The following is a 19700-nucleotide window of genomic DNA, read 5'->3' on the forward strand; positions in this document are numbered from 1 at the left end:
GGTGCAGCGCGTCCGCGATAATGGCGGCCGCCTCCGATGAGCAGTCCGCCCTCCCGCGACCCGGCGCCCGGGCCCTTTCTCGTGTGCGGGATGGGGCACGTCGGGTTCCGGATCGTCGAGCTCCTGACCCGGCTCGGCGAGCGGGTGGTCGTCGTGACGCAGGAGACGCGCTCGGAATGGATGCGTGCGGCTTCCGCGGCCGGCGCGACGGTCGTGACGGGCGACGCGCGGGATCCGGAGCTCCTGAAGGCCGCGGGCCTCATGGAGGCGCGCGCGCTCCTCGCCGTCACGGACCGCGACCCCATAAACCTCGAGATCGCGCTCGACGCCCGGCGGCTCAGGCCGGACCTCCCGGTCGTGGCCCGCCTCTTCGACCAGAACCTTGCGCAGCAGCTCGAGGCAACGCACGGCGTCCGGCGCGCACTTTCGGTCTCCGCGCTCGCCGCGCCCGCGTTCGCCGGCGCCGCGCTCGGCGAGTCGGTCCTCGCGTCGTTCGCCTCGGAGGGGAAGCTGGACGTCGTGCTCCGGGGCGAGGACGGAGCGCTCCTCGTCCTCGAGGAACACGAGGCGCGCGCCCGGCTCGTCTCGCGGCGGAACCCGCCTCGGGCCGAGGGCCGCCGTCCCTTCTCTTCCGGCCTCGCCCGCGTCTGGAAGAGCGCGCCGCTCGGCCTCAGGTGGGTCTTCGCGGCTCTGATCGGCCTCACGGCGCTCTCCGTCTTCGTCTTCTCGTGGGGCATGGACCTGTCCCTCGTGGACGCGTTCTACTTCGTCGTCACGACCGTGACGACGGTCGGCTACGGAGACATCACGCCCCTAAAGGCGTCGCCCGCGCTCAAGCTCTTCGGCTGCCTCCTCATGGTGCTCGGGTCGGCGACGCTCGCGACGCTCACGTCCATTCTCACGGCCTTCGTCGTGACGGAGCGGTTCGAGCGCCTCCTTGGGCGTGGCCGCGTGCCTGCTTCCGGCCACGTCGTCGTCGTCGGCCTGGGAAACGTCGGATCGCGCACGATGGCCGAACTCGCGCGCGCGGGCATCGCGACGGTCGCCGTCGACGTGGACCCGGCGGCCGCGGGGGCGCGGGGAGACGGGGCGCACGCGGCCGTCGTGACGGGCGACGCGCGCCGGCTCGCGGTCCTCGAGGAAGCGCGGGTCGCGACGGCGCGCGCCGTCGTCGCGGTCACCGGCGACGACGCAGTCAACCTCGGCGTCGCGCTTCTCGCCCGGAAGCTCAACCCGAAGATCCGGACGGTCGTGCGCCTGTTCGACGCCGGCCTCGCCGCGAAGGTGCAGGCCGGGCTGGACGTGGACGTCGCGATGGGCGCGGCGCGCGTCGCCGCGCCGATGTTCGTGGCCGCGGCGCTCGAGGAGGGCGTCGAGACGGCCGTCGTCTCCGGCGACGCGCTGCACGTCCTGCGTCGGAGCGACGCCGGCCTCGCCTGGAGCCGGCGGCCGCTCGCGGCCCCCCCGACCTGACCGGGTCAGCCCTCCAGCATCCGCGGCAGCGTCGTTGCGTCGACGAGGCCGTTCACGCCGTACATTGCGGGCAGAACCTTCTCCGGTGAATGCCGGCGGCGCAGGTCGGCGACGAGCTCGGTGCCCGCGCGGTAGGCGGGCAGGTACATCCGTCCGAGGAGCGGGTGCCGGCCCCACGCGCCCGAGAGCTTGTCCGCGCGCTCGGCGGAGACGAGGAACTCGTTCCGGAGGGTCTTCGCGACGTCGGCCTGCGGGAGCTTCTCCTTCCACGTGAGGTACGAGGAGTGGTTCTTCGCATCGTCCTGCAGGAGCGCGAGGAGGAGGCCGAGCTCGAGGTCGCGGTCCGGGAGCTCGTGCGGCTCCTTCACGCCGTGCGCGACGAGGACGCCGTTGTTCGCGATGCCCTCGAAGAGAACCGCCGCGCGCGTGTTCATCGTCAGGACCGACGCCTCGAACCCGACGAGCCCCCTCACAAAGAGGTCCTGCAGGTAGGCGAAGGTGGTCACGTGCCCCGGCACGACCTCGTGGCTCACGAGCTGCTGGAACTCGGGTACCGAGATCTGGAGAGACGCGTTCAGCTCGTACGTTGCCTCGTACTCGGGTGAGCCGTCCGCCTTGCGCGCGTGGCCGAGGTAGTTCATCGAGCCCGAGAACCATGCGTTCTCGATCGCGAGGAACTTGACGTTCGCCCGGGGAACGCGGGCGAGCTCCTTCGGCAGGAACGGGAGCAGGTTCTTCGCCGTTAGGGCGTCGTAGTGCGCGATGAAGGCGTCGCCGAGCGCCGGAATCGATTTGCCCGGCACGAGACGCGCGCGGCGCCACGCGTCCACGGCCGCGAGGAGCGAGTCCCCGCCGCTCGACGCGTGTCCGGCGTGCGCCAGGAGATCCGCGACGCGCCGCCGCTTCTCCTCCGGCCTCGACGGTTCGGGCGAGCGGCCGAGAATCGTCTTCACGCAGCGCTCGTACGGCACCTCGGGGCCCTTGCCGAGGATCTCCATCCCGAGGTCCCACATGACCTCGCTGCACAGGCCGAGGCCTTCGAGGTACGCGCCGCGAAGGCCGCCCGCCTTGCGGGCTCCCTCGATCACGCGCCCGATCGCGCCCTTCACGTCCACGGCGGCGACGTAGGCCTCGATCGACGCCTTGTCCGGGGCCTTCGCGCCCACTCCGCCGTTCGCGCGCAATGGAGCGGCCGACGGGTGCGTGTACGCGGCGGGCAGGGGCTCGTCCGAGAACCAGCAGTCCGCGATGAACCGGCCCGTCCCGGACGGGTTCATGACGTCGCCGCCCCAGAGCGTGTCGATCCCGATGAGCGCTTCGGCGGTCGAGGCGTCGAGTCCCGTGAGCGGCATGTTCAGCTCTCCTTGACCTTTCGAGTCGAGTCGATCCAGAGATAGAGGCAGAGGCCGACAAAGAAGGCGATCGAGACCCCCTGCGAGACGGCGTCGTTCCCGTAGAAGGGCGTCCTGACGAGATCCTCGCGGTACCACCCGAAGAGGCGCAGCGCGGCGCCGAAGACGCCGCCGAGCGCGCCGCCCGCCATGAGGCCCGACGCGATGATGATTGCCCGCTCGCGCATCGTGCGGCCCGCCGCGCCGCCCGCCTTCTCGGATTTGCGGATCACGAAGTGCGAGATCATTCCGCCCACGAGAGCGGGTGAGTTCAGCTCCAGCGGCAGGTACATCCCGAGCGCGAAGATGAGCGCGGGAACCCGCAGCATCTCCATGGCGACCGCGATCGCGGCGCCCGTCCCGAACAGGAACCACGCGATGGGCTGCCGGTTCATGAACGTCTCGACGAGCACCTTCATGATCGAGGCCTGCGGCGCGGCGAGGACCTCGCGCGCGTCCCCGGGAGCCACCTCGCCGAACTGGTAGACCTTCGCGAGAAGGAAGATCGTGAGTCCCACCGCGATCGCCGACGCGAGGACGCCGATGAACTTGACACGTTGCTGGGCAGCCGGCGTCGAGCCCAGCCAGTAGCCGGTCTTGAGGTCCGTGATCATCTGGCCGGAGACCGAGAGCGCCGTGCAGACCATCCCGGCGAGCGCCATGACGAAGAACATGCCCGTCGTCCCGGAGACGCCGAACTTCAGGAGGATGACCGACGAGATGATGATCGTGAGCATCGTCATCCCGGACACGGGGTTGCGCGCGATCGTCGCGATCGCGTTTGCGGCGACCGACGCGAAGAAGAACGAGAAGCCGAGCGCGAGGGCGAGCGCGATCAGGACCGCGGTGAGCGTCGAGCCGAGCGTCCCGAAGAAGGCCCCGACGGCGACGGCCGACAGGACCGTTCCGAGGAGGATCGCGATCAGCGAAATGTCGCGATCCGTCCGCTCCGACGAGACGCCGGTCCCCGCCCGGAACGCCTTCGCCGCGATTCCGAACGAACCCGCCACGATCTTCAGCGACTTCAGGATCCCGAAGATCCCGGCCGTCGCGATCGCTCCGACGCCGATGTACCGGACGTAGCCACGGTAGATCTGCTCGGCGGACATCTGGGCGATCGGCTTCAGGGCGGGGTAGACGGCTTCGGGGATGTGCCGCCCGAGCATCCAGATGAGCGGCACGAGGACGAAGTTCGCGAGGACGCCCCCGGCGACGAGGATCATCGACGCGCGCAGGCCCATGACGTAGCCGAGGCCGAGGATGAAGGCGACGGCGTCGAACTTCACGATCACCTTCGCCTTGTCCGCGGCGTCCTTCATGAACGGGAGGAACTGGAAGTCGACGTACTCTTTCCAGACCTGGAACGTCGTGACGAAGAAGTCGTAGATGCCGGAGATGACCGTGGCCTGGATCAGGAGCTTCGCCTGCGCGCCGCCTTTCTCGCCCGTGACGAGGACCTCCGTGATCGCGGTGGCCTCCGGGAACGGGAACTGCCCGTGCATCTCCTTCACGAAGTAGCGGCGCAGGGGGATGATGAAGAGGATCCCGAGGCACCCGCCCGCGAGGCAGATGAAGATCGTCTGGGCGGGGTGAGGGTTGAGCTTGAGCGTGTAGAGCGCGGGGAGCGTGAAGATCGCGCCGGCGACGATGCCGCCCGCGACGCCGCCGATCGTCGTGACGATGACGTTCTCGAGGAGGTGCGAGCGGCGCGTGTAGACGCGCGCGAGGCCGATCGCGAGGATCGAGATCGGGATCGCGGCTTCCATCACCTGGCCGACCTTGAGGCCCGAGTACGCCGAGGCGACTGTGAAGACGACGCAGAAGAACAGGCCCCAGAGGACGGAGCGCCACGTCGTCTCGGGCGGCGCCTGCGTCGCCGGCACGACCGGGGCGTACGTCTCGCCGGGCTTGAGCGGCTCGTAGGCGTTCTCGGGCAGCGACTTCGAGTCGGGTGCGTCCATCAGTCCTCCGGTGTCCGGGGATCTTGACAGAGCGACTTAGCGCTCCACGTACAGGGCGTCGAGGACGTCCTTGTAGCGCTCCTCGACGACCTTCCGGCGGACCTTCATGCTCGGCGTCAGCTCGCCGGCCGCGACGCTCAGCTCGCGCGGCAGCACGGCGAACTTCCGCACGGCCTCGTGCGGCGCGAGGCCTTCGTTCACCTTGTCGACGTGCCGGCGCAGGAGCGCGAGAAGACGCTCGTCTTTCACGAGATCCTCGTGCGCGCGATCCTCGAGGTCGTTCTTGGCTGCCCAGGCGCGGACTTCCTCCTCCGACAGCGCGAGAAGCGCGGTCCCGTAGTTGCGCCCCTCGCCGTGGAAGACCGCCTGCGCGACGAGCGGCGTCTCCGTCGTGAGGCGCCCCTCGACGCGCTGCGGCGCGACGTACTTGCCGCTCGACGTCTTGACGAGGTCCTTCTTGCGGTCGGTGATCGAGAGGTATCCGTCCGCGTCGAGCGTCCCGATGTCGCCCGTGTGGAACCAGCCGTCCGCGTCGATCACGGCGGCCGTCTCCTCGGGGAGATTCCGGTAGCCACGCATGACCCCGCGCCCGCGCAGCAGGACCTCTCCGTCCTCGGCGATCCTCACGTCCATGCCGGGCACGACCGTCCCGACCGTGCCGAAGCGGTTCGCCCACGGCCGGTTGAAGAACGTCATCGCGGTCGACTCCGTCAGGCCGTAGCCCTCGGCGATCGCGATGCCCGACGCCGCGAAGAAGTCCGTGAGGCCCCGCGGCAGCGCGACGCTGCCGCTGAAGAAGAACTTGAGCCGTTTGCCGAAGCGGGCGCGGATTTTCGAGAACACGAGGCGGTCCGCGACGTGGTGCTTCGCGTCGAGGAGCAGCCCCACCGCCCGCCCGGCCTGCCGCCGCCGCGCGACGTCCAGCCCGACGTCGAGCGCCCACTTGAAGATCGCCGCCTTCGCGCCGCCCTCGGCCAGCGCCTTGCGGATGACCTTCGCGCGCGCCTGCTGGAAGACGCGCGGCACCGCGCACACGAACGTCGGCTCGACGGCGGCCATGTTGTCGCCGATCTTGTCCAGCCGGCCGTCGATCGCCGTCGGGAAACCCATCTGGACGCCGAGCGTCAGGCACATCTTCCCGAAGACGTGCGCGAGCGGCAGCCAGAGGAACTGCACGTCGCGGTATCCGATCGTCTGGGTCGTCTCCACGGACGCCGCCTCGAAGACCCAGCAGTCGTGGGGCAGCTCGACCCCCTTCGGCCGGCCCGTGGTGCCCGACGTGTAGATCACGGCGGCGAGGTCGTCCGCCTTGACGGCGCGGAGGGCCGTGTCGAAGCCGCCGGCGTGCGCGGAATCCCACGTGCGCCCGAGCGCCGTGAGCGCCCCGAGCGACGTCGCGCCCTCCACCGGCGTTTCGGGCGCCTCGAAGACGACGACGTGCCGGAGTTCGGGGAGCGCGCTGCGGCGGCTCAGCACCTTCTTAGCGAGCGCCGCGTTCTCGACGAACACGACCGGCGCCCCCGAGTCCCGAAGGATGAACTCCGTATCCTCGTCGGAGGACGAGGGGTAGATCGTCGCCGTCGCGCCGCCGGCGCAGCCGATCGCGAGGTCCGCCAGCGCCCACTCGACGCGCGTCGACGACGCGATCGCGACGCACTGTCCGGGCTTCAGGCCCGAAGCGAGGAGGCCGCAGGCCAGCTCGCGCGCGCGGACGAGGGTGTCGCGCCACGTGAGCGTCTTCCAGGCCTTGCCGTCGGGGTGAAGGAACGCAGGGGCGTCCGGCGTCGCGTCGACGCGGGCGAGAAGGAGCTCGGGGATCGTCCGTGAAGCCAATGCAGAGCCCTCCAGCCTGTAATCCTGCGTCCGGGGACGGCGTTAAACCCTGATTCAGGAGCTTCATGCCGGGCACTGATGCACCTGCCTCCTCCGCGCCGTGCCTTCCAGGGGGTACTTTTCAGATGGAGAGGTGTGTATGTCTCGTTACCGGATCGCGTGGCTGCCCGGGGACGGCGTGGGCGTGGAAGTGATGGATGCGACGCGCAAGGTCCTGGATGCCGTTGGCCTCGACGCCGAGTACCCGCACGGCGACATCGGGTGGGATTTCTGGTGCTCGGAAGGGGATGCGTTCCCCGCCCGCACGATCGAGCTGCTCAGGAGCGTCGACGCCGCGATGTTCGGCGCGATCACGTCCAAGCCGTCGAAGGCCGCCGCCGAGGAGCTGGCGCCCGCCCTGAGGGCCCAGGGGCTCGTCTACCGCTCGCCGATCGTCCGGATGCGGCAGCTCTTCGACCTCTACGTGTGCCTCCGGCCCTGCAAGGGTTACGCGGGCAACCCGCTCAACTACAAGGAAGGCCTCGACCTCGTCATCTTCCGGGAGAACACCGAGGATCTTTACGCGGGCGTCGAGTTCTCGCCGGTGCCGCCGGAGCTGTCGCAGACGCTCGCGAAGCTGTCGCCGTCCTTTGCGCCCTTCAAGGACCTCCGGCCGGACGACTACGCGATCTCGTGCAAGATCAATACGCGCAGGGGGTCCGAGCGCATCGTGCGCGCCGCGTTCGAGTTTGCCCGGACCAACAAGCGCAGGAAGGTGACGGTCGTCCACAAGGCGAACGTCGTCCGCGCGTCGGACGGCGTCTTCCTCGAGGAAGCGCGAAAGGTCTCGAAGGCGTTTCCCGAGATCGAGATGGACGAGGCGAACGTGGACGCTATCTGCATGTGGCTCCTGAAGAACCCGAAGAGCTACGACGTCCTCGTCGCGCCGAACCTCTACGGCGACGTCATCTCCGACCTCTGCGCCCAGATGGTCGGCGGCCTCGGCTTCGGCTGCTCGGGGAACATCGGCCTGAAGCTCGGCGTGTTCGAGCCGTCTCACGGCTCGGCGCCGAAGTACACGGGAATGAACAAGGTCAACCCGATCGCGACGATCCTCGCCGCCAAGATGATGCTGGACTGGCTCGGAGAGGGCGCTAAGGGCCGCGCCGTCGAGGCGGCGGTCGCGAAGGTCCTTGCGGACGGCAAGGTCCGGACGTACGACATGGGTGGCACGGCTACCTGCTCCGAGATGGGCGAGGCCGTCGCCCGCGCGCTGCCGAAGGAGGCCTGACGTGGGTTTCACCGCCGTCGAGAAGATCCTCGCCCGAGCCTCCGGAAAACCGGCCGTCAAGGCGGGCGACGTCGTCGAGCCGCGCGTCGACCTCGCGATGTCGCACGAGAACGCCGCGCTCGTCATCAACCAGTTCAAGGAGATCTACGAGGGCACGGGCCTTCCGGCGAAGCCCTGGGACCCCTCGCGGATCGCGATCATCTTCGACCACCGCGTCCCGGCCGAGTCGGCCAAGACCGCGACGAACCAGAAGAGGGTCCGCGCGTTCGTCGCCGAGCACGGGATCGCGAAGTTCCACGATGTCCGCGGCGACGTCGGCGGCATCTGCCACCAGATCCTCCCCGAGCGCGGCTACGTGCGGCCCGGGATGGTCGTCGTCGGGACGGACTCCCACACGACGAGCCACGGCGCGCTCGGCGCGTTCGCCTTCGGGATCGGGGCCACGGAGATGGCGAGCGCGTGGGCGCTCGGCGCCGCCCTGAACATCGAGGTCCCGGCGACGATCCGTGTCGCCGTCTCCGGCTCCTTCCAGAAGCACGTCGGCCCGAAGGACCTCATCCTCCACCTCATCGGGGTCCTCACGGCGCAGGGCGCGAACTTCCGCGTTCTCGAGTTCACGGGCGAGACGATCGCGAACCTTTCGACGTCGGGGCGGCTCGTCCTCTGCAACATGTCGGTCGAGGCGGGCGCGACGGCCGGCATCGTGCCGGGCGACGCCGAGACCGTGCGGTACCTGCGCGAAGAGGCCGGCGTCACCGATCCGCTCGATCTCGTCACGAGCGATGCGGACGCGACGTATGAGAAGACCATCGAGGTCGACGTCTCGAAGCTCGAACCCCTCGTCGCGTGCCCGCACACGGTCGACAACGTCAAGCCCGTGTCCGCGGTGGCCGGGAAGCCCGTGCAGCAGGTCGTGATCGGGTCGTGCACGAACGGCCGCCTGGACGACCTCGCCGAGGCCGCGGCGATCGTCCGGGGCAAACACGTGGCGGCCGGGACGCGCATGCTCGTTTTTCCCGCATCCGGGAGGATCTGGGCCGAGGCGCTGAAGCTCGGCTATCTTTCCGACTTCATGGCCGCGGGCGCCGTCGTCATGAACGCGGGCTGCGGCCCGTGCCTCGGCGTCCACGAAGGCGCGCTCGGCGACGGCGAGACGGCGATCTCGACGACGAACCGGAACTTCAAGGGACGGATGGGAAACCCGGGCGCGGAGGTCTACCTCTCGTCGCCCGCCGTCGCGGCGGCATCGGCCCTCACGGGCGTCATCACCGACCCGCGAAAGGAGCGCTGAGATGGCCCGCGCGAAGAAGGCCGAAACCACCCGCGTCAAGAAGGCCGACACCGCCCGCGTGATCCTGAGCCTGGGCGACGACGTCTCGACCGACGTGATCTACCCGGGGCGCTTCATGGCGACCGTCCTCCCCTCGGAGACCCCGGCCCTCGCGTTCGCGGACCACGCCGCCTTCCAGGCGGCCGTTAAGGCGAAGGCGATCCCGAAGGGCGCCGTGATCGCCGGAGGGGAGAACTTCGGCTGCGGCTCGTCGCGCGAGCAGGCCGCGTCGTGCCTGAAGGGGCTCGACGTCGTCGTCGTCGCGCGGAGCTTCGCCCGCATCTTCCTGCAGAACGCGATCAACCTCGGCCTGAACGTCGTCGTGGCGCCCGGCTTCACGGCGGACGAGGGCGACGAGATCGCCTTCGAGCGCGGCGGGGTCGAAAACCGGACGAAGCGCACGGCCTACGACGTCGTGCCGCTCCCGTTCGCGCGGCAGGCGATCATCGACGCGGGCGGGCTGATTTCGTTCACGCGCGCGAGATTGATGGCGCAGGTCCGACTCGGGGGATAAGCTGGCCCCGGTAAAGGGGGCTCCCATGAGCAGCCAGGATTCCTCCCCGGCGCCTGCTGCGGCGCCCTCGACATTCGTCTTCGCGGCCGGCCGCGAGCCGCACGCGGCGCGCGCGAAGGAGATCCTCAAGGCCCACGCCGACATCCGGAAGCTCGCGGGGCGCAACCCGTGGAGCGGCGTCCTCATCGTCGCGCTCGTCGCCTTCCAGACGGCGCTCGCAGGTCTCCTCTCGGGACAGCCCGTCTGGCTCATTCTCCTCGTCGCCTGGCTCGTGGGCGCGTTCGCGAGCCACGCGCTCTGGGTCCTCATCCACGACTGCGCGCACAACCTCGTCGTGAAGAGCGGCCCGTGGAACAAGGTCTTCGCGATGGCCGCGAACCTGCCGCACCTGTTCCCGAGCGCCGTGTCGTTCCAGAAGTATCACTTGAAGCACCACGCCTTTCAGGGCGTCTACGAGCTGGACGCGGACCTTCCGAACCGCTGGGAGGCGCGCCTCGTCGGGAACTCCGCGTTCCGGAAGGCGCTCTGGCTCCTCTTCTTCCCGTTCTTCCAGCTCTCTCGCCCGCCGCGCCTGAAGGAGATCTCCCTCTTCGACGGCTGGGTCGTCGTGAACATCGCCGTCCAGGTCGCCTACGACGCGGCCGTCCTCTTCTTTCTCGGGCCGAAGGCGCTCCTCTTCCTCGGCGCGGCGTTCTTCTTCTCCGTGGGTCTCCACCCGCTGGGGGCCCGCTGGATCCAGGAGCATTACCTCGTCCACGGCACGAATCAGGAGACCTCGAGCTACTACGGCTTCCTGAACGTCCCGGCGCTCAACGTCGGGTACCACAACGAACACCACGACTTCCCGTGGGTGCCGTGGCATCGGCTGCCGCTCGTGCGGGCCGCCGCGCCCGAGGCGTACGACACGCTCCTCTGGCACCGCTCGTGGACGAAGCTCCTCTTCCGGTTCCTCTTCGACCCCGGCATCTCGCTCTGGTCGCGCGTCGTGAGGGCCGACCGCGGCGGCGTTCCAGTCGCCCTCGCGGAGTCGACGGTCCGCGTGCCGGCCGTGCCGGTAGAAGCCTGAACCGGACCTAGGCAGGGTCCGGAGGCGGCGTCTCGGCGTAGAGGCTTTCGAGCACGTCGCGGTACTTTTGCTCGACGACCCGGCGGCGCACCTTCAGGCTCGGGGTCAGCTCGCCGGTCTCGACCTTCAGCTCCGCGGGCAGGATTGCCCAGCGGCGAATCGCCTCGTGGCGCGCCAGGTTCGCGTTCACGTGTTCGACGTGCCGGTGGATGAGCGTGACGATGCGCTCGTCGCGCACGAGCTCCGCATAGGTCGCGTCGACCGGGCCCTCGGTCCGCGCCCACGAAAGAAGGTCCTCCTCGGAGAGGCTCACGAGCGCGGTGCAGAAACGGCGCCCTTCGCCGTGCAGGAGGACCTGGCCGATGAGCGACGTCTCGAGCTTCAGCATTCCCTCGACGTGCTGCGGCGCGACGAACTTCCCGCCCGAGGTCTTGATCATGTCCTTCTTCCGGTCGGTGATCGTGAGGTGGCCGGCCGCGTCGAGGGCGCCGATGTCGCCCGTATGGAGCCAGCCGTCGGGGTCCAGGGTGCGGGCCGTCTCTTCCGGGAGGCCGAAGTAGCCGCGCATGATCCCGCGCCCGCGCAGCAGGATCTCGCCGTCCCCCGCGAACGACACCTCGATGCCGGGGATCGGGAGCCCGACCGTGCCCCAGCGGTTCCGGTCCGGCAGGTTGGAGACGGTCATCGCCGTCGATTCGGAGAGGCCGTAGCCTTCGAGGATCGTGACGCCGAACGCGGCGAAGAATTCGGTGAGCTCGCGCGCGAGGGCGACGCTGCCGCAGATGAAGAAGCGGAGGCGCCCGCCGAAGCGCTGCCGGACTTTCCGGAAGACGAGAGCGTCCGCGATCCGGCGCTGCACCCCGAGAAGCGCTCCGACGCGCCGCCCCTCGCTCCGGCGCCGCGCGACCTCGATTCCGACCGACAGGGCCCAGTTGAAGATCGCGGCCTTCACCTTCCCGCCCGCGCGGGCCTGTTCGAGGATCCTCGCGTGCACCTTCTCGAAGATGCGCGGCACGACGCAGACGAACGTGGGCTTCACGGACGCGAGATTCGCGCCGATGCGATCGACGCGGCCGTCGACGGCCGTGGGAAAGCCGAAGCCGATGCCGAGCGTCACGCACACCTTGCCGAACACGTGCGAGAGAGGGAGCCAGAGGAACTGGAGGTCGTCAGGCCCGAGGAGGCCGAGCGAGCCGATGGACTCGATCTCGAAGAGCCAGCAGTCGTGCGGCAGCTCGACGCCCTTGGGCCGACCGGTGGTTCCGGACGTGTAGATGAGCGTCGCGAGATCGGCCGGCCCGGCGGCCGAGGCGGCGGCCTCGAACCCGCCGGGGTTCGCCGCGTCCCACGCGCGCCCGAGGGCCGCGAGGTCGAGGAGGGACAGCGTGTCGCCCGGAAGGCCGGCCGACACGTCGAACAGGACGAGATGGCGGAGGCGGGGGAGCGCGTCGCTGCGGCTCGCGATCCGCCGCGCCTGCGCGGCGTCCTCGGCGAAGACGATCGCGGCCCGCGAGTCGGTCAGGATGAAGGACGTGTCCTCCTCGGTCGAGACGGGGTAGACCGTCGCCGTGACGCCGCCGGCGCAGCCGATCGCGAGGTCCGCGAGGATCCACTCGAGCCGCGTGGACGAGACGATGGCCACGCGGTCGCCGGGCGCGAGGCCGAGAGACAGGAGCCCGCAGGCGAGGTCGCGGACGCGCGACGCCGTCTCGCGCCACGACAAGGTCCTCCACGTCCCTTCCGCGGGATGCAGAAACGCGGGCGCGTCCGGCGTCGCGGCGACGCGCGCGAGGAAGAGGTCGGTGATCGAGCGGTACGGGGGCGGTCTCATGGCGGACAGCGAGTCTACAGCCGCGAGAGAGAGACGAAGAGGAGGATCTTCTTAGAGGGGAAGAGGGGGAGGGCGCAGCTCGACGGCGGCCGTGCCATGATCCGCCGTCTCAGGGGAAGAATCGGAGGCCGCCCTTGCCCACTCTTTCTAAGAAAATCTCCTTTCTCTTCTTTCTCTCCGCGATTCTCTTCGCAACCGTGGCACGCGCGCAGGCGCCGACGCCGGCGCCCGCGCCGCCGAAGTACCCGGATTACCCGAGCGAGATCCCGGCGACGTTCACACCGACGTACGACGGATTCGACTACGTGCGGCGCACGGCCGAGATCCCGATGCGCGACGGCGTGAAGCTTCACACGGTGATCCTCGTGCCGAAGGGGGCGAAGTCCGCGCCCATGCTCCTCACGCGCACGCCGTACGACGCGGACGCGCTCACGAAGCGCAACGAAAGCTCGCACCTCGGGATGGCGCTCGACGGCTACGACAACCCGGTCGAGACCGTCGTCGAGGGCGGGTACATCCGCGTTGCGCAGGACGTGCGCGGCAAGCACGGCTCCGAGGGCGACTACGTCATGAACCGGCCGCTCCACGGGCCGCAGAACCCGACGCCCGTCGACCACGCGACGGACACGTGGGACACGATCGACTGGCTCGTGAAGAACGTCCCCGAGTCGAACGGGAAGGTCGGGATCCTCGGGATCTCCTACGACGGCTTCACGCCGCTCATGGCGCTCGTGAACCCGCACCCGGCGCTCAAGTGCTCCGTGCCGATGAACCCGATGGTGGACGGCTGGCGCGGCGATGACTGGTTCCACAACGGCGCGTTCCGGCAGATCGGCGGGCTGTCGTACCACTACGACCAGGAAGCGTCGCGCAAGAGCGAGGTGAAGTGGTGGTCCTCGCACTACGACGACTACGCGGCGTACCTCGAGGCGGGAACGGCGGGCGAGTTGGGGCGCCGCCGCGGCCTCGAGCAGGTCGGGATGTGGCGGAAAATCCTCGCGCATCCGACCTACGACGCGTTCTGGCAGGACCAGGCCCTGGACCGGATCCTCGCCGCGCAGCCGCTCAAGGTTCCCGTGCTGATCGTCCACAGCCTCTTCGACCAGGAGGACATCTACGGGGCGCCCGCCGTCTACAAGGCGATCGAGCCGAAGGACGCGAAGAACGACATGGTTTTCCTCGTCCTCGGGCCGTGGCACCACGGGCAGGAGATTCGCGAGGGGAGCGCGCTCGGCGCCGTGAAGTGGGATTCCGACACGGCGCTCTGGTTCCGGCGAAACGTCCTCGGGCCGTTCCTCGACGAGCACCTCAAGGACGGCGCCCCGAAGTCCGGGATCGCGCCGGTGACCGCGTTCGAGACGGGCACGAACGCGTGGCGCCGCCTGAACGCCTGGCCCGCGGGCTGCGAGAGCGGCTGCGCGCCGAAGGCGACGCCGCTCTACGTCGCGGCGGGGCAGAGGGCGTCGTTCGAGGCGCCGAAGGCCGGCGCGCCCGCGTTCTCCGAGTACGTCTCCGACCCGGCCAAGCCGGTGCCGTTCCGCGGGCGTCCGTATCCGGTTTCCAGCTACGAGAACAACACGGCCTGGCGCACGTGGCTCGTGACGGACCAGCGCGAGGTCGCGACCCGGCCCGACGTCCTCGTCTTCGAGACGGAGGTCCTGACGGCGCCCGTCAAGATCGCCGGCGAGCCCGTCGCGAACCTCGTCGCCTCGACGAGCGGGTCTGACTCAGACTGGGTCGTGAAGCTCATCGACGTCTACCCGCCCGAGGTGCCGCTGCAGCCGGCGATGGGCGGCTACCAGCTGCCGGTCGCGATGGACGTCTTCCGCGGGCGCTACCGCGAGAGCTTCGAGACGCCGAAGGCGCTCGAGAGCGGCAAGCCGCTCGCGTACAGGTTCGCGCTCCCGAACGCGAACCACGTGTTCAAGAAGGGGCACCGCATCATGGTCCAGGTGCAGTCCACGTGGTTCCCGCTCTACGACCGCAACCCGCAGACGTTCGTCCCGAGCATCTTCTGGGCGAAGCCGGCCGACTTCGTAAAGGCGACGCAGCGCATCTACCACGCGCCGGGACAGGCGAGCTTCGTCGAGCTTCCGCTCGTGACGGCGCCCTGAGAAGAGGAGCGATGAAACGCACGCCGGCGATCGCCGCCGCCCTGTTCGCGCTCGCCGGAGCCGCGCATGCGGCCGAGAAGGCTCCCCCGCCCGGCGGACCGGTCCCGGTGCCGTACCCGAACGTGAGGGTCTTTTCCGCCTCCGACAAGAAGATCAATCTCGCGGACGGCCGCACCTTCGTCGTGAACGCCCAGAGCGGCGAGGTCGTGTTCGGCGACGGCGCGCAGGGCAGGCGGCCGGAGACCGGCAAGGTCCCGAAGGACGGGCATTACCGGACCGGCGGGGGGGCCGCGGGGAACGTCGAGATTCGGGCCGGCCGGCTCGTGCTTCCGACGCCCGGCCCGACGCGCGTTCCGACGCGCGCGGCCACGAAGGCGAAGTAGCTAGAATTCGCCTCGATGAGCGGGCGGGAACATGGCTCCGCGCCCCGGCCCGCGGCGGACCTCTCCGCCCTTTCCCGGTGGCGCGCGGCACGGGCCGGGACGCGGCGGTTCTTCGACGAGACGCTGACTCCGGGCGCGTATCGGGCGCGCCCGATCGCGCTCCGCCACCCGTTCGTCTTCTACGAGGGGCATCTCGCCGCCTTCGCCGTGATCAAGCTTCTCCGGGAAGCGCTCGGTCGTCCGCCGCTCGACGCCGTACTCGAAACGCTCTTCGAGCGCGGCATCGACCCGCCGGCAGAGGGCGGCGCCGCGCCGGCGGTCGGGTGGCCCGCGCGCGAGGCGGTGCTCGCGTACGTCGGGCGCGCGGACGCGGCCGTCGCGGAAGCACTCGCGTCCGGGAGCGGCGAGGAGCACCGCGACGCCGTCTTCACCGTGCTCGAGCACGAGCTCATGCACCAGGAGACGCTGCGGTACATGCTCCATCGGCTGCCGTACGCGGAGAAGCGCGCTCCCGCGGGCGCGCCAGCTCACGAGGCGGCGAGCCACGCAGACCACGCGGAAGCGGTGCGCGTCCCCGCGGGCGTCGCGACGCTCGGCGCCGGGAGGGACGAGATCCCCTTCGGGTGGGACAACGAATTTCCGCGAACGAGCCGGATGGTTCCGGCCTTCACGATCGACCCTCTGCCCGTGACGAACGGGGAGTTCCTCGAGTTCGTCGAGGCCGGCGGCTATTCGGATTCCTCCTTCTGGCGGGAGGGGGATGCCGAGTGGCTCCTCGAGCAGGGTGTCTCGCATCCGCCCTTCTGGCGACGGCAGGGCGGCGTCTGGTTCTGGGTCGGGCAGTTCGGTCTCGTCCCGCTGCCGCCCGCCTGGCCCGTCTGGGTGAGCCACGCCGAAGCGTCGGCCTTCGCGTGCTGGAGGAAGCGGCGCCTTCCGACCGAGGCCGAGTACCATCGCGCCGCATTCGGAACGCCGGACGGGCCGGATCGCGCGTTCCCGTGGGGCGACGCGGCGCCCGCGCCGGAGCACGGAAACTTCGGCGGCGACCGCGACGATCCGGTGACCGCCGGGTCCCGGCCCGGGGGGGCGAGCGCGTGGGGCGTGCACGAGCTCGTCGGGAACGGCTGGGAGTGGACGTCGACGCCGTTCGCGCCGTTCGAGGGCTTCGCGCCGATGGCGACGTATCCGCGCTACTCCGCGGACTTCTTCGACGGCCGCCACTACGTCCTCAAGGGTGCGTCCCCGGCGACGCCCGCGCCGCTCGTCCGGCGGACGTTCCGCAACTGGTTCCAGGCGCGCTATCCCCACGTCTACGCGAAGTTCCGGTGCGTGCACCCGTGAGCCTTGCCGCCGACGTGAAGGCCGGGTTCGCGAAGACGCCGCGCTCCCTGCCGCCGAAGTACTTCTACGACGAGCTCGGATCCCGCCTCTTCGACGCCATCTGCCGGCTGCCGTGGTATCGGATCACGGCGGCCGAGACGCGGCTTCTCCGGCGAGCGGCGCCGGCCGTCGCGCGCGCCCTGCGCGGACCCGTCCGAGCCGTCGAGCTGGGCTCGGGCAGCGGCGAGAAGCTCGCCGTCGTCGTTCAGGCCCTCCGCTCCGGGCGGAAGCAGCCGGACGTCCACGTCGTCGACCTCTCGGCCGCGGCTGTGTCCGCGTCGCTCGCGCGCCTCGCGAAGATCCCGGGCGTGACGGCGACGGGTCACCGTGCGGCGTACGAGCGCGGCCTCGCGGATGCGACGGCGGCGCGGCGCGGGGCGGGTGCGTGCCTCGTCCTCTTCCTCGGCTCGAACATCGGGAACTTCGATCCCCCGGACGCGGCGCGGCTGCTTGCCGTCGTGCGTCGCCGCCTGCGCCCCGGCGACGCGCTCCTCCTCGGGACCGACCTCGTGAAGCCCGCGCGGGATCTCCTCGCGGCCTACGACGACCCGCTCGGCGTGACCGCGGCGTTCAACCGGAACGTTCTCGTCCGCCTGAACCGCGAGCTTGGCGCCGACTTCGACGTCCCGGCGTGGTGCCATCACGCGGTCTGGAACGCGCGGGCGCGCCGCGTCGAGATGCACCTCGTGAGCCTCGTACGGCAGCGCGTGACGATCCCGCGAGCCTCCTTCGCGGCCGTTTTCGAGGCCGGCGAGGCGATCCACACGGAGAGCTCGCACAAGTACCGGCCGGCCGACGTCGACCGGCTCGTCGCGGGAGCCGGCTTCCGCCGCGAGCGCCGCTGGATCGACCGGTCCGCGAAGTTCGCCCTGACCCTGTGCCGCGCGGAGGAGGAAACATGAAGCTGCCCGGCGCCTGCGCCCACATCGCGAAGCTCGAAAAGATCTTCCCCGCGCAGAAACTCGAGTGCGAGGAATGCGTGAAGATCGGCTCAACGTGGGTTCACCTGAGGACCTGCCAGACGTGCGGCGGCACGCGCTGCTGCGACTCGTCGCCGAATCGCCATGCGAGCAAGCACGCAAAGAGCTCCGGCCACCCGGTGATCTCCTCCGCCGAGCCCGGCGAGAGCTGGCTCTACTGCTATCCGGACGACGACACCGCCGAGTACTGATTCCGGCCCGGCTCAGCGCGGCGGCGGAGGTGGCGCGGCCGGGCGGCCGCCGGCCGACGTGGCGTCGAAGAGCTCCTTCATGCTCCCGATCGAACCCATGACGCCCGCGGCCTCGAACGGCATGAAGACGATCTTCTGCGATCCCGCGGCGATCTGCGTGAGGGACTCCAGGTAGCGTTGTGCGATCAGGTACTGCGCGGGGTTGCCGGTCGCGCCGATCGCCTTCGCGACGACCTCGATCGCCTGCGCCTCGGCCGTCGCGACGCGCAGGCGGGCCTGCGCCTGCCCCTCGGCCGCGAGGATCGCGGACTCCTTCTGGCCCTCGGCGCTCACGATCTGCGACTGCTTCTGCCCTTCGGCTCTGAGGATCGCGGACGACTTCTCGCCCTCGGCCTGCGTGACCGTCGCGCGGCGTGCGCGCTCGGCGGTCATCTGCTTCTCCATCGTGAGCTTGATCTCCTGGGGCGGGTCGATGTTCTTCAGCTCGACGCGCATGACCTTGACGCCCCACTGCTGGGTCGCGGCGTCGAGCGCGGCCCGCAGCTGCGTGTTGATCGTGTCGCGCGAGGTCAGCGTATGGTCGAGGTCGAGCGCGCCGATCACGTTGCGCAGGCCGGAGAGCGTGAGCTGGTCGATGCCCCACTTGAGGTTCTGGACTTCGTACGTCGCGCGGATGGGGTCGGCGACCACGTAATAGATGACCGCGTCGACCTCCATCGTCACGTTGTCGCGCGTGATGACGGACTGCGGCTCGATCTGCGTGATCTGCTCGCGGAGGTCGATCGTCGCGCGCACGGAGTCGAAGAACGGGAGGATGACGTTCAGCCCCGCCTCGGCCTTCTTGTGAAACTTGCCGAGGCGCTCGATGAGCTTCACCTGCTTCTGCGGCACGACCTGGACCGACTTGAGCAGGACGATGAGCGCGAAGAAGACGACGAGGCCGAGGAGAAACGAGGCGGGTGTCGGCATGCGACCTCCGTTATTTCCGGTTGGCCGAGACGATGAGGACGATTCCGTCGGCGCCGTCGACGCGGACCTCGGCGCCCGCGGGCACGGGCGCGGCGCTGCGCGCGGCCCAGTCCTCGCCGGCCACGTTGACGCGGCCCGTGCCGCGCACGGGGTCGATCGCCTCGGTGACGTGCGCGAGCTTTCCCGTGAGCGCTTCGGTGCGCGAGGGCACGCCCGCCCCGCCGAGGCGCTTCGTCGCGAGGATCGGGCGGACGACGAGGAGCAGGAGCACGGACGCCGCCGCGAAGAAGATGATCTGGACCGTGGCGGAGAAGCCCAGCCACGCGAGGCCGGCCGTCAGAACGGCCGCGACCGCGACGAAGAGACACACGAGCGCCGGGACGATCATCTCGACGATCCCGGCGAGGAGCGCGACGGCCAGCCACACCGCGAGAAGGGTCATGTCGTCGACCTCACGAGCTTGCGCCTCAGCGTATCAGAGGCGACTAGAATCGACGGGCCATGAAGGGGAGCCGTGCCGCGCTCGTCCTCCTCGCGGCGGCCGGGGTGGCCGCCGCGCAGTCCCTGAATCCCGGCGGGAAGCTCGTGGAAACGAAGGACGGAATCGTCTTCCAGAAGAACACGCCGACTCCCCGGCCTGCCAGGGAGCGGGCGGACCAGCCTGCGGACTCCGGCGGCGGACTCGTGACGATCGCGCCCTCGCAGGGCCCGTCGGGGCCGGCCGTCGTGGACGCGGCCTTCGTCACGTTCCGGGGCACGGTCGTGCGGATCGAGAAAGGCGCCGCGATCACCATTCTCGACGGCCGCACCGGCAAGGAACGGCGCGTGCTGCTCGCGAAGGCCGCGGTCGTCCCGGAGGGAATCAAGGAGGGCGACGCGGTCGCCGTGCGCGTCCCCCTCGAGGAGGGCTCCGGCGCCCGCACCGCCGACCGGGTGGAGCTGCAGAAGACGCCCGCGGCGATCGACCCAAAGTCGAAGTTCACGCAGGCGAAGGCGCCCGCGACCCGCTGACCC

17 protein-coding genes are annotated in these 19700 nt (G+C 70.1%); 11 read left to right on the top strand and 6 right to left on the bottom strand.

The genetic code is table 11. The features are described from left to right. Nucleotides 1-36 precede the first annotated feature (36 nt). Complete coding sequence (locus tag IPL89_05565; protein ID MBK9062649.1) at nt 37-1473, top strand: NAD-binding protein; 1437 nt, start codon at nt 37-39, stop codon at nt 1471-1473. A gap of 5 nt (nt 1474-1478) precedes the next feature. On the opposite strand, the gene IPL89_05570 is transcribed toward IPL89_05565, so the two are convergent. Genes IPL89_05570 through IPL89_05580 form a run of 3 tightly spaced genes read right to left on the bottom strand, consistent with a single transcriptional unit; the run spans nt 1479 to nt 6643 of the window. Then, nucleotides 1479-2825 (bottom strand): hypothetical protein, encoded by a 1347-nt coding sequence (locus tag IPL89_05570; protein ID MBK9062650.1) that lies wholly within the window; start codon nt 2823-2825, stop codon nt 1479-1481. A 2-nt stretch (nt 2826-2827) separates the two neighbouring features. Further along, nucleotides 2828-4825 (bottom strand): oligopeptide transporter, OPT family, encoded by a 1998-nt coding sequence (locus IPL89_05575; protein MBK9062651.1) that lies wholly within the window; start codon nt 4823-4825, stop codon nt 2828-2830. A gap of 36 nt (nt 4826-4861) precedes the next feature. Further along, the gene (locus IPL89_05580) at nt 4862-6643 is read right to left on the bottom strand and encodes a long-chain fatty acid--CoA ligase (protein ID MBK9062652.1); all 1782 of its coding nucleotides are present in this window, start codon (nt 6641-6643) and stop codon (nt 4862-4864) included. 154 nt (nt 6644-6797) lie between these two features. On the opposite strand from IPL89_05580, the gene IPL89_05585 reads away from it, so the two are divergent. From IPL89_05585 to IPL89_05600, 4 genes are read left to right on the top strand one after another with little or no spacing between them, the layout of a single operon-like run. After that, nucleotides 6798-7928, top strand: coding sequence for an isocitrate/isopropylmalate dehydrogenase family protein (locus tag IPL89_05585; protein MBK9062653.1), 1131 nt, complete (start codon nt 6798-6800; stop codon nt 7926-7928). Between the two features lies 1 nt (nt 7929). Further along, on the top strand, nt 7930-9219 hold the full coding sequence (locus IPL89_05590; GenBank protein ID MBK9062654.1) for a 3-isopropylmalate dehydratase large subunit: 1290 nt from the start codon (nt 7930-7932) through the stop codon (nt 9217-9219). Nucleotide 9220: 1 nt separating this feature from the next. Further along, on the top strand, nt 9221-9772 hold the full coding sequence (locus tag IPL89_05595; protein MBK9062655.1) for a 3-isopropylmalate dehydratase: 552 nt from the start codon (nt 9221-9223) through the stop codon (nt 9770-9772). A gap of 25 nt (nt 9773-9797) precedes the next feature. Further along, nucleotides 9798-10838: a fatty acid desaturase gene (locus IPL89_05600; GenBank protein MBK9062656.1), complete on the top strand. Its 1041-nt coding sequence runs from the start codon at nt 9798-9800 to the stop codon at nt 10836-10838. A 7-nt stretch (nt 10839-10845) separates the two neighbouring features. On the opposite strand, the gene IPL89_05605 is transcribed toward IPL89_05600, so the two are convergent. Then, nucleotides 10846-12669 carry a long-chain fatty acid--CoA ligase gene (locus IPL89_05605; GenBank protein ID MBK9062657.1) on the bottom strand — a complete coding sequence of 608 codons (1824 nt, stop codon included), beginning with the start codon at nt 12667-12669 and terminating at the stop codon, nt 10846-10848. Nucleotides 12670-12998: 329 nt separating this feature from the next. Between IPL89_05605 and IPL89_05610 the strand changes: the two genes are divergently transcribed. Genes IPL89_05610 through IPL89_05630 form a run of 5 tightly spaced genes read left to right on the top strand, consistent with a single transcriptional unit; the run spans nt 12999 to nt 17717 of the window. Further along, nucleotides 12999-14783 carry a CocE/NonD family hydrolase gene (locus tag IPL89_05610; protein ID MBK9062658.1) on the top strand — a complete coding sequence of 595 codons (1785 nt, stop codon included), beginning with the start codon at nt 12999-13001 and terminating at the stop codon, nt 14781-14783. Between the two features lie 11 nt (nt 14784-14794). Next, entirely contained in the window at nt 14795-15166 is a 372-nt protein-coding gene (locus IPL89_05615; protein ID MBK9062659.1) for a hypothetical protein, read from the top strand. Nucleotides 15167-15181: 15 nt separating this feature from the next. Then, nucleotides 15182-16507 (top strand): ergothioneine biosynthesis protein EgtB, encoded by a 1326-nt coding sequence (gene egtB / locus IPL89_05620; protein MBK9062660.1) that lies wholly within the window; start codon nt 15182-15184, stop codon nt 16505-16507. After that, nucleotides 16492-17448, top strand: coding sequence for an L-histidine N(alpha)-methyltransferase (gene egtD, locus IPL89_05625; protein ID MBK9062661.1), 957 nt, complete (start codon nt 16492-16494; stop codon nt 17446-17448). Before egtB ends, egtD begins: the two co-directional genes overlap by 16 nt. After that, entirely contained in the window at nt 17445-17717 is a 273-nt protein-coding gene (locus IPL89_05630; GenBank protein MBK9062662.1) for a UBP-type zinc finger domain-containing protein, read from the top strand. Before egtD ends, IPL89_05630 begins: the two co-directional genes overlap by 4 nt. A gap of 12 nt (nt 17718-17729) precedes the next feature. Here the strand turns inward: IPL89_05630 and IPL89_05635 are convergent, their stop codons facing one another. Both IPL89_05635 and IPL89_05640 read right to left on the bottom strand, forming a co-directional pair. Beyond that, nucleotides 17730-18686 carry an SPFH/Band 7/PHB domain protein gene (locus tag IPL89_05635; GenBank protein ID MBK9062663.1) on the bottom strand — a complete coding sequence of 319 codons (957 nt, stop codon included), beginning with the start codon at nt 18684-18686 and terminating at the stop codon, nt 17730-17732. 10 nt (nt 18687-18696) lie between these two features. Further along, complete coding sequence (locus IPL89_05640) at nt 18697-19128, bottom strand: NfeD family protein (protein ID MBK9062664.1); 432 nt, start codon at nt 19126-19128, stop codon at nt 18697-18699. 59 nt (nt 19129-19187) lie between these two features. Between IPL89_05640 and IPL89_05645 the strand changes: the two genes are divergently transcribed. After that, nucleotides 19188-19697 carry a hypothetical protein gene (locus IPL89_05645; protein ID MBK9062665.1) on the top strand — a complete coding sequence of 170 codons (510 nt, stop codon included), beginning with the start codon at nt 19188-19190 and terminating at the stop codon, nt 19695-19697. The last annotated feature ends 3 nt before the right edge of the window (nt 19698-19700 follow it).

The organism is Acidobacteriota bacterium (assembly GCA_016716715.1).
Classification (GTDB): Bacteria; Acidobacteriota; Thermoanaerobaculia; order UBA5066; family UBA5066; genus Fen-183.

Bases quoted from the DNA above. Each gene is read 5' to 3' on its own strand.
- IPL89_05615 (MBK9062659.1), top strand. From the start codon at position 14,795: ATGAAACGCACGCCGGCGATCGCCGCCGCCCTGTTCGCGCTCGCCGGA.
- IPL89_05605 (MBK9062657.1), bottom strand. From the start codon at position 12,669: ATGAGACCGCCCCCGTACCGCTCGATCACCGACCTCTTCCTCGCGCGC.
- IPL89_05645 (MBK9062665.1), top strand. From the start codon at position 19,188: ATGAAGGGGAGCCGTGCCGCGCTCGTCCTCCTCGCGGCGGCCGGGGTG.
- IPL89_05575 (MBK9062651.1), bottom strand. From the start codon at position 4,825: ATGGACGCACCCGACTCGAAGTCGCTGCCCGAGAACGCCTACGAGCCG.
- IPL89_05565 (MBK9062649.1), top strand. From the start codon at position 37: ATGAGCAGTCCGCCCTCCCGCGACCCGGCGCCCGGGCCCTTTCTCGTG.
- IPL89_05600 (MBK9062656.1), top strand. From the start codon at position 9,798: ATGAGCAGCCAGGATTCCTCCCCGGCGCCTGCTGCGGCGCCCTCGACA.
- egtB (MBK9062660.1), top strand. From the start codon at position 15,182: ATGAGCGGGCGGGAACATGGCTCCGCGCCCCGGCCCGCGGCGGACCTC.
- IPL89_05635 (MBK9062663.1), bottom strand. From the start codon at position 18,686: ATGCCGACACCCGCCTCGTTTCTCCTCGGCCTCGTCGTCTTCTTCGCG.
- IPL89_05585 (MBK9062653.1), top strand. From the start codon at position 6,798: ATGTCTCGTTACCGGATCGCGTGGCTGCCCGGGGACGGCGTGGGCGTG.
- IPL89_05610 (MBK9062658.1), top strand. From the start codon at position 12,999: ATGCGCGACGGCGTGAAGCTTCACACGGTGATCCTCGTGCCGAAGGGG.
- IPL89_05630 (MBK9062662.1), top strand. From the start codon at position 17,445: ATGAAGCTGCCCGGCGCCTGCGCCCACATCGCGAAGCTCGAAAAGATC.
- IPL89_05595 (MBK9062655.1), top strand. From the start codon at position 9,221: ATGGCCCGCGCGAAGAAGGCCGAAACCACCCGCGTCAAGAAGGCCGAC.
- IPL89_05640 (MBK9062664.1), bottom strand. From the start codon at position 19,128: ATGACCCTTCTCGCGGTGTGGCTGGCCGTCGCGCTCCTCGCCGGGATC.
- IPL89_05570 (MBK9062650.1), bottom strand. From the start codon at position 2,825: ATGCCGCTCACGGGACTCGACGCCTCGACCGCCGAAGCGCTCATCGGG.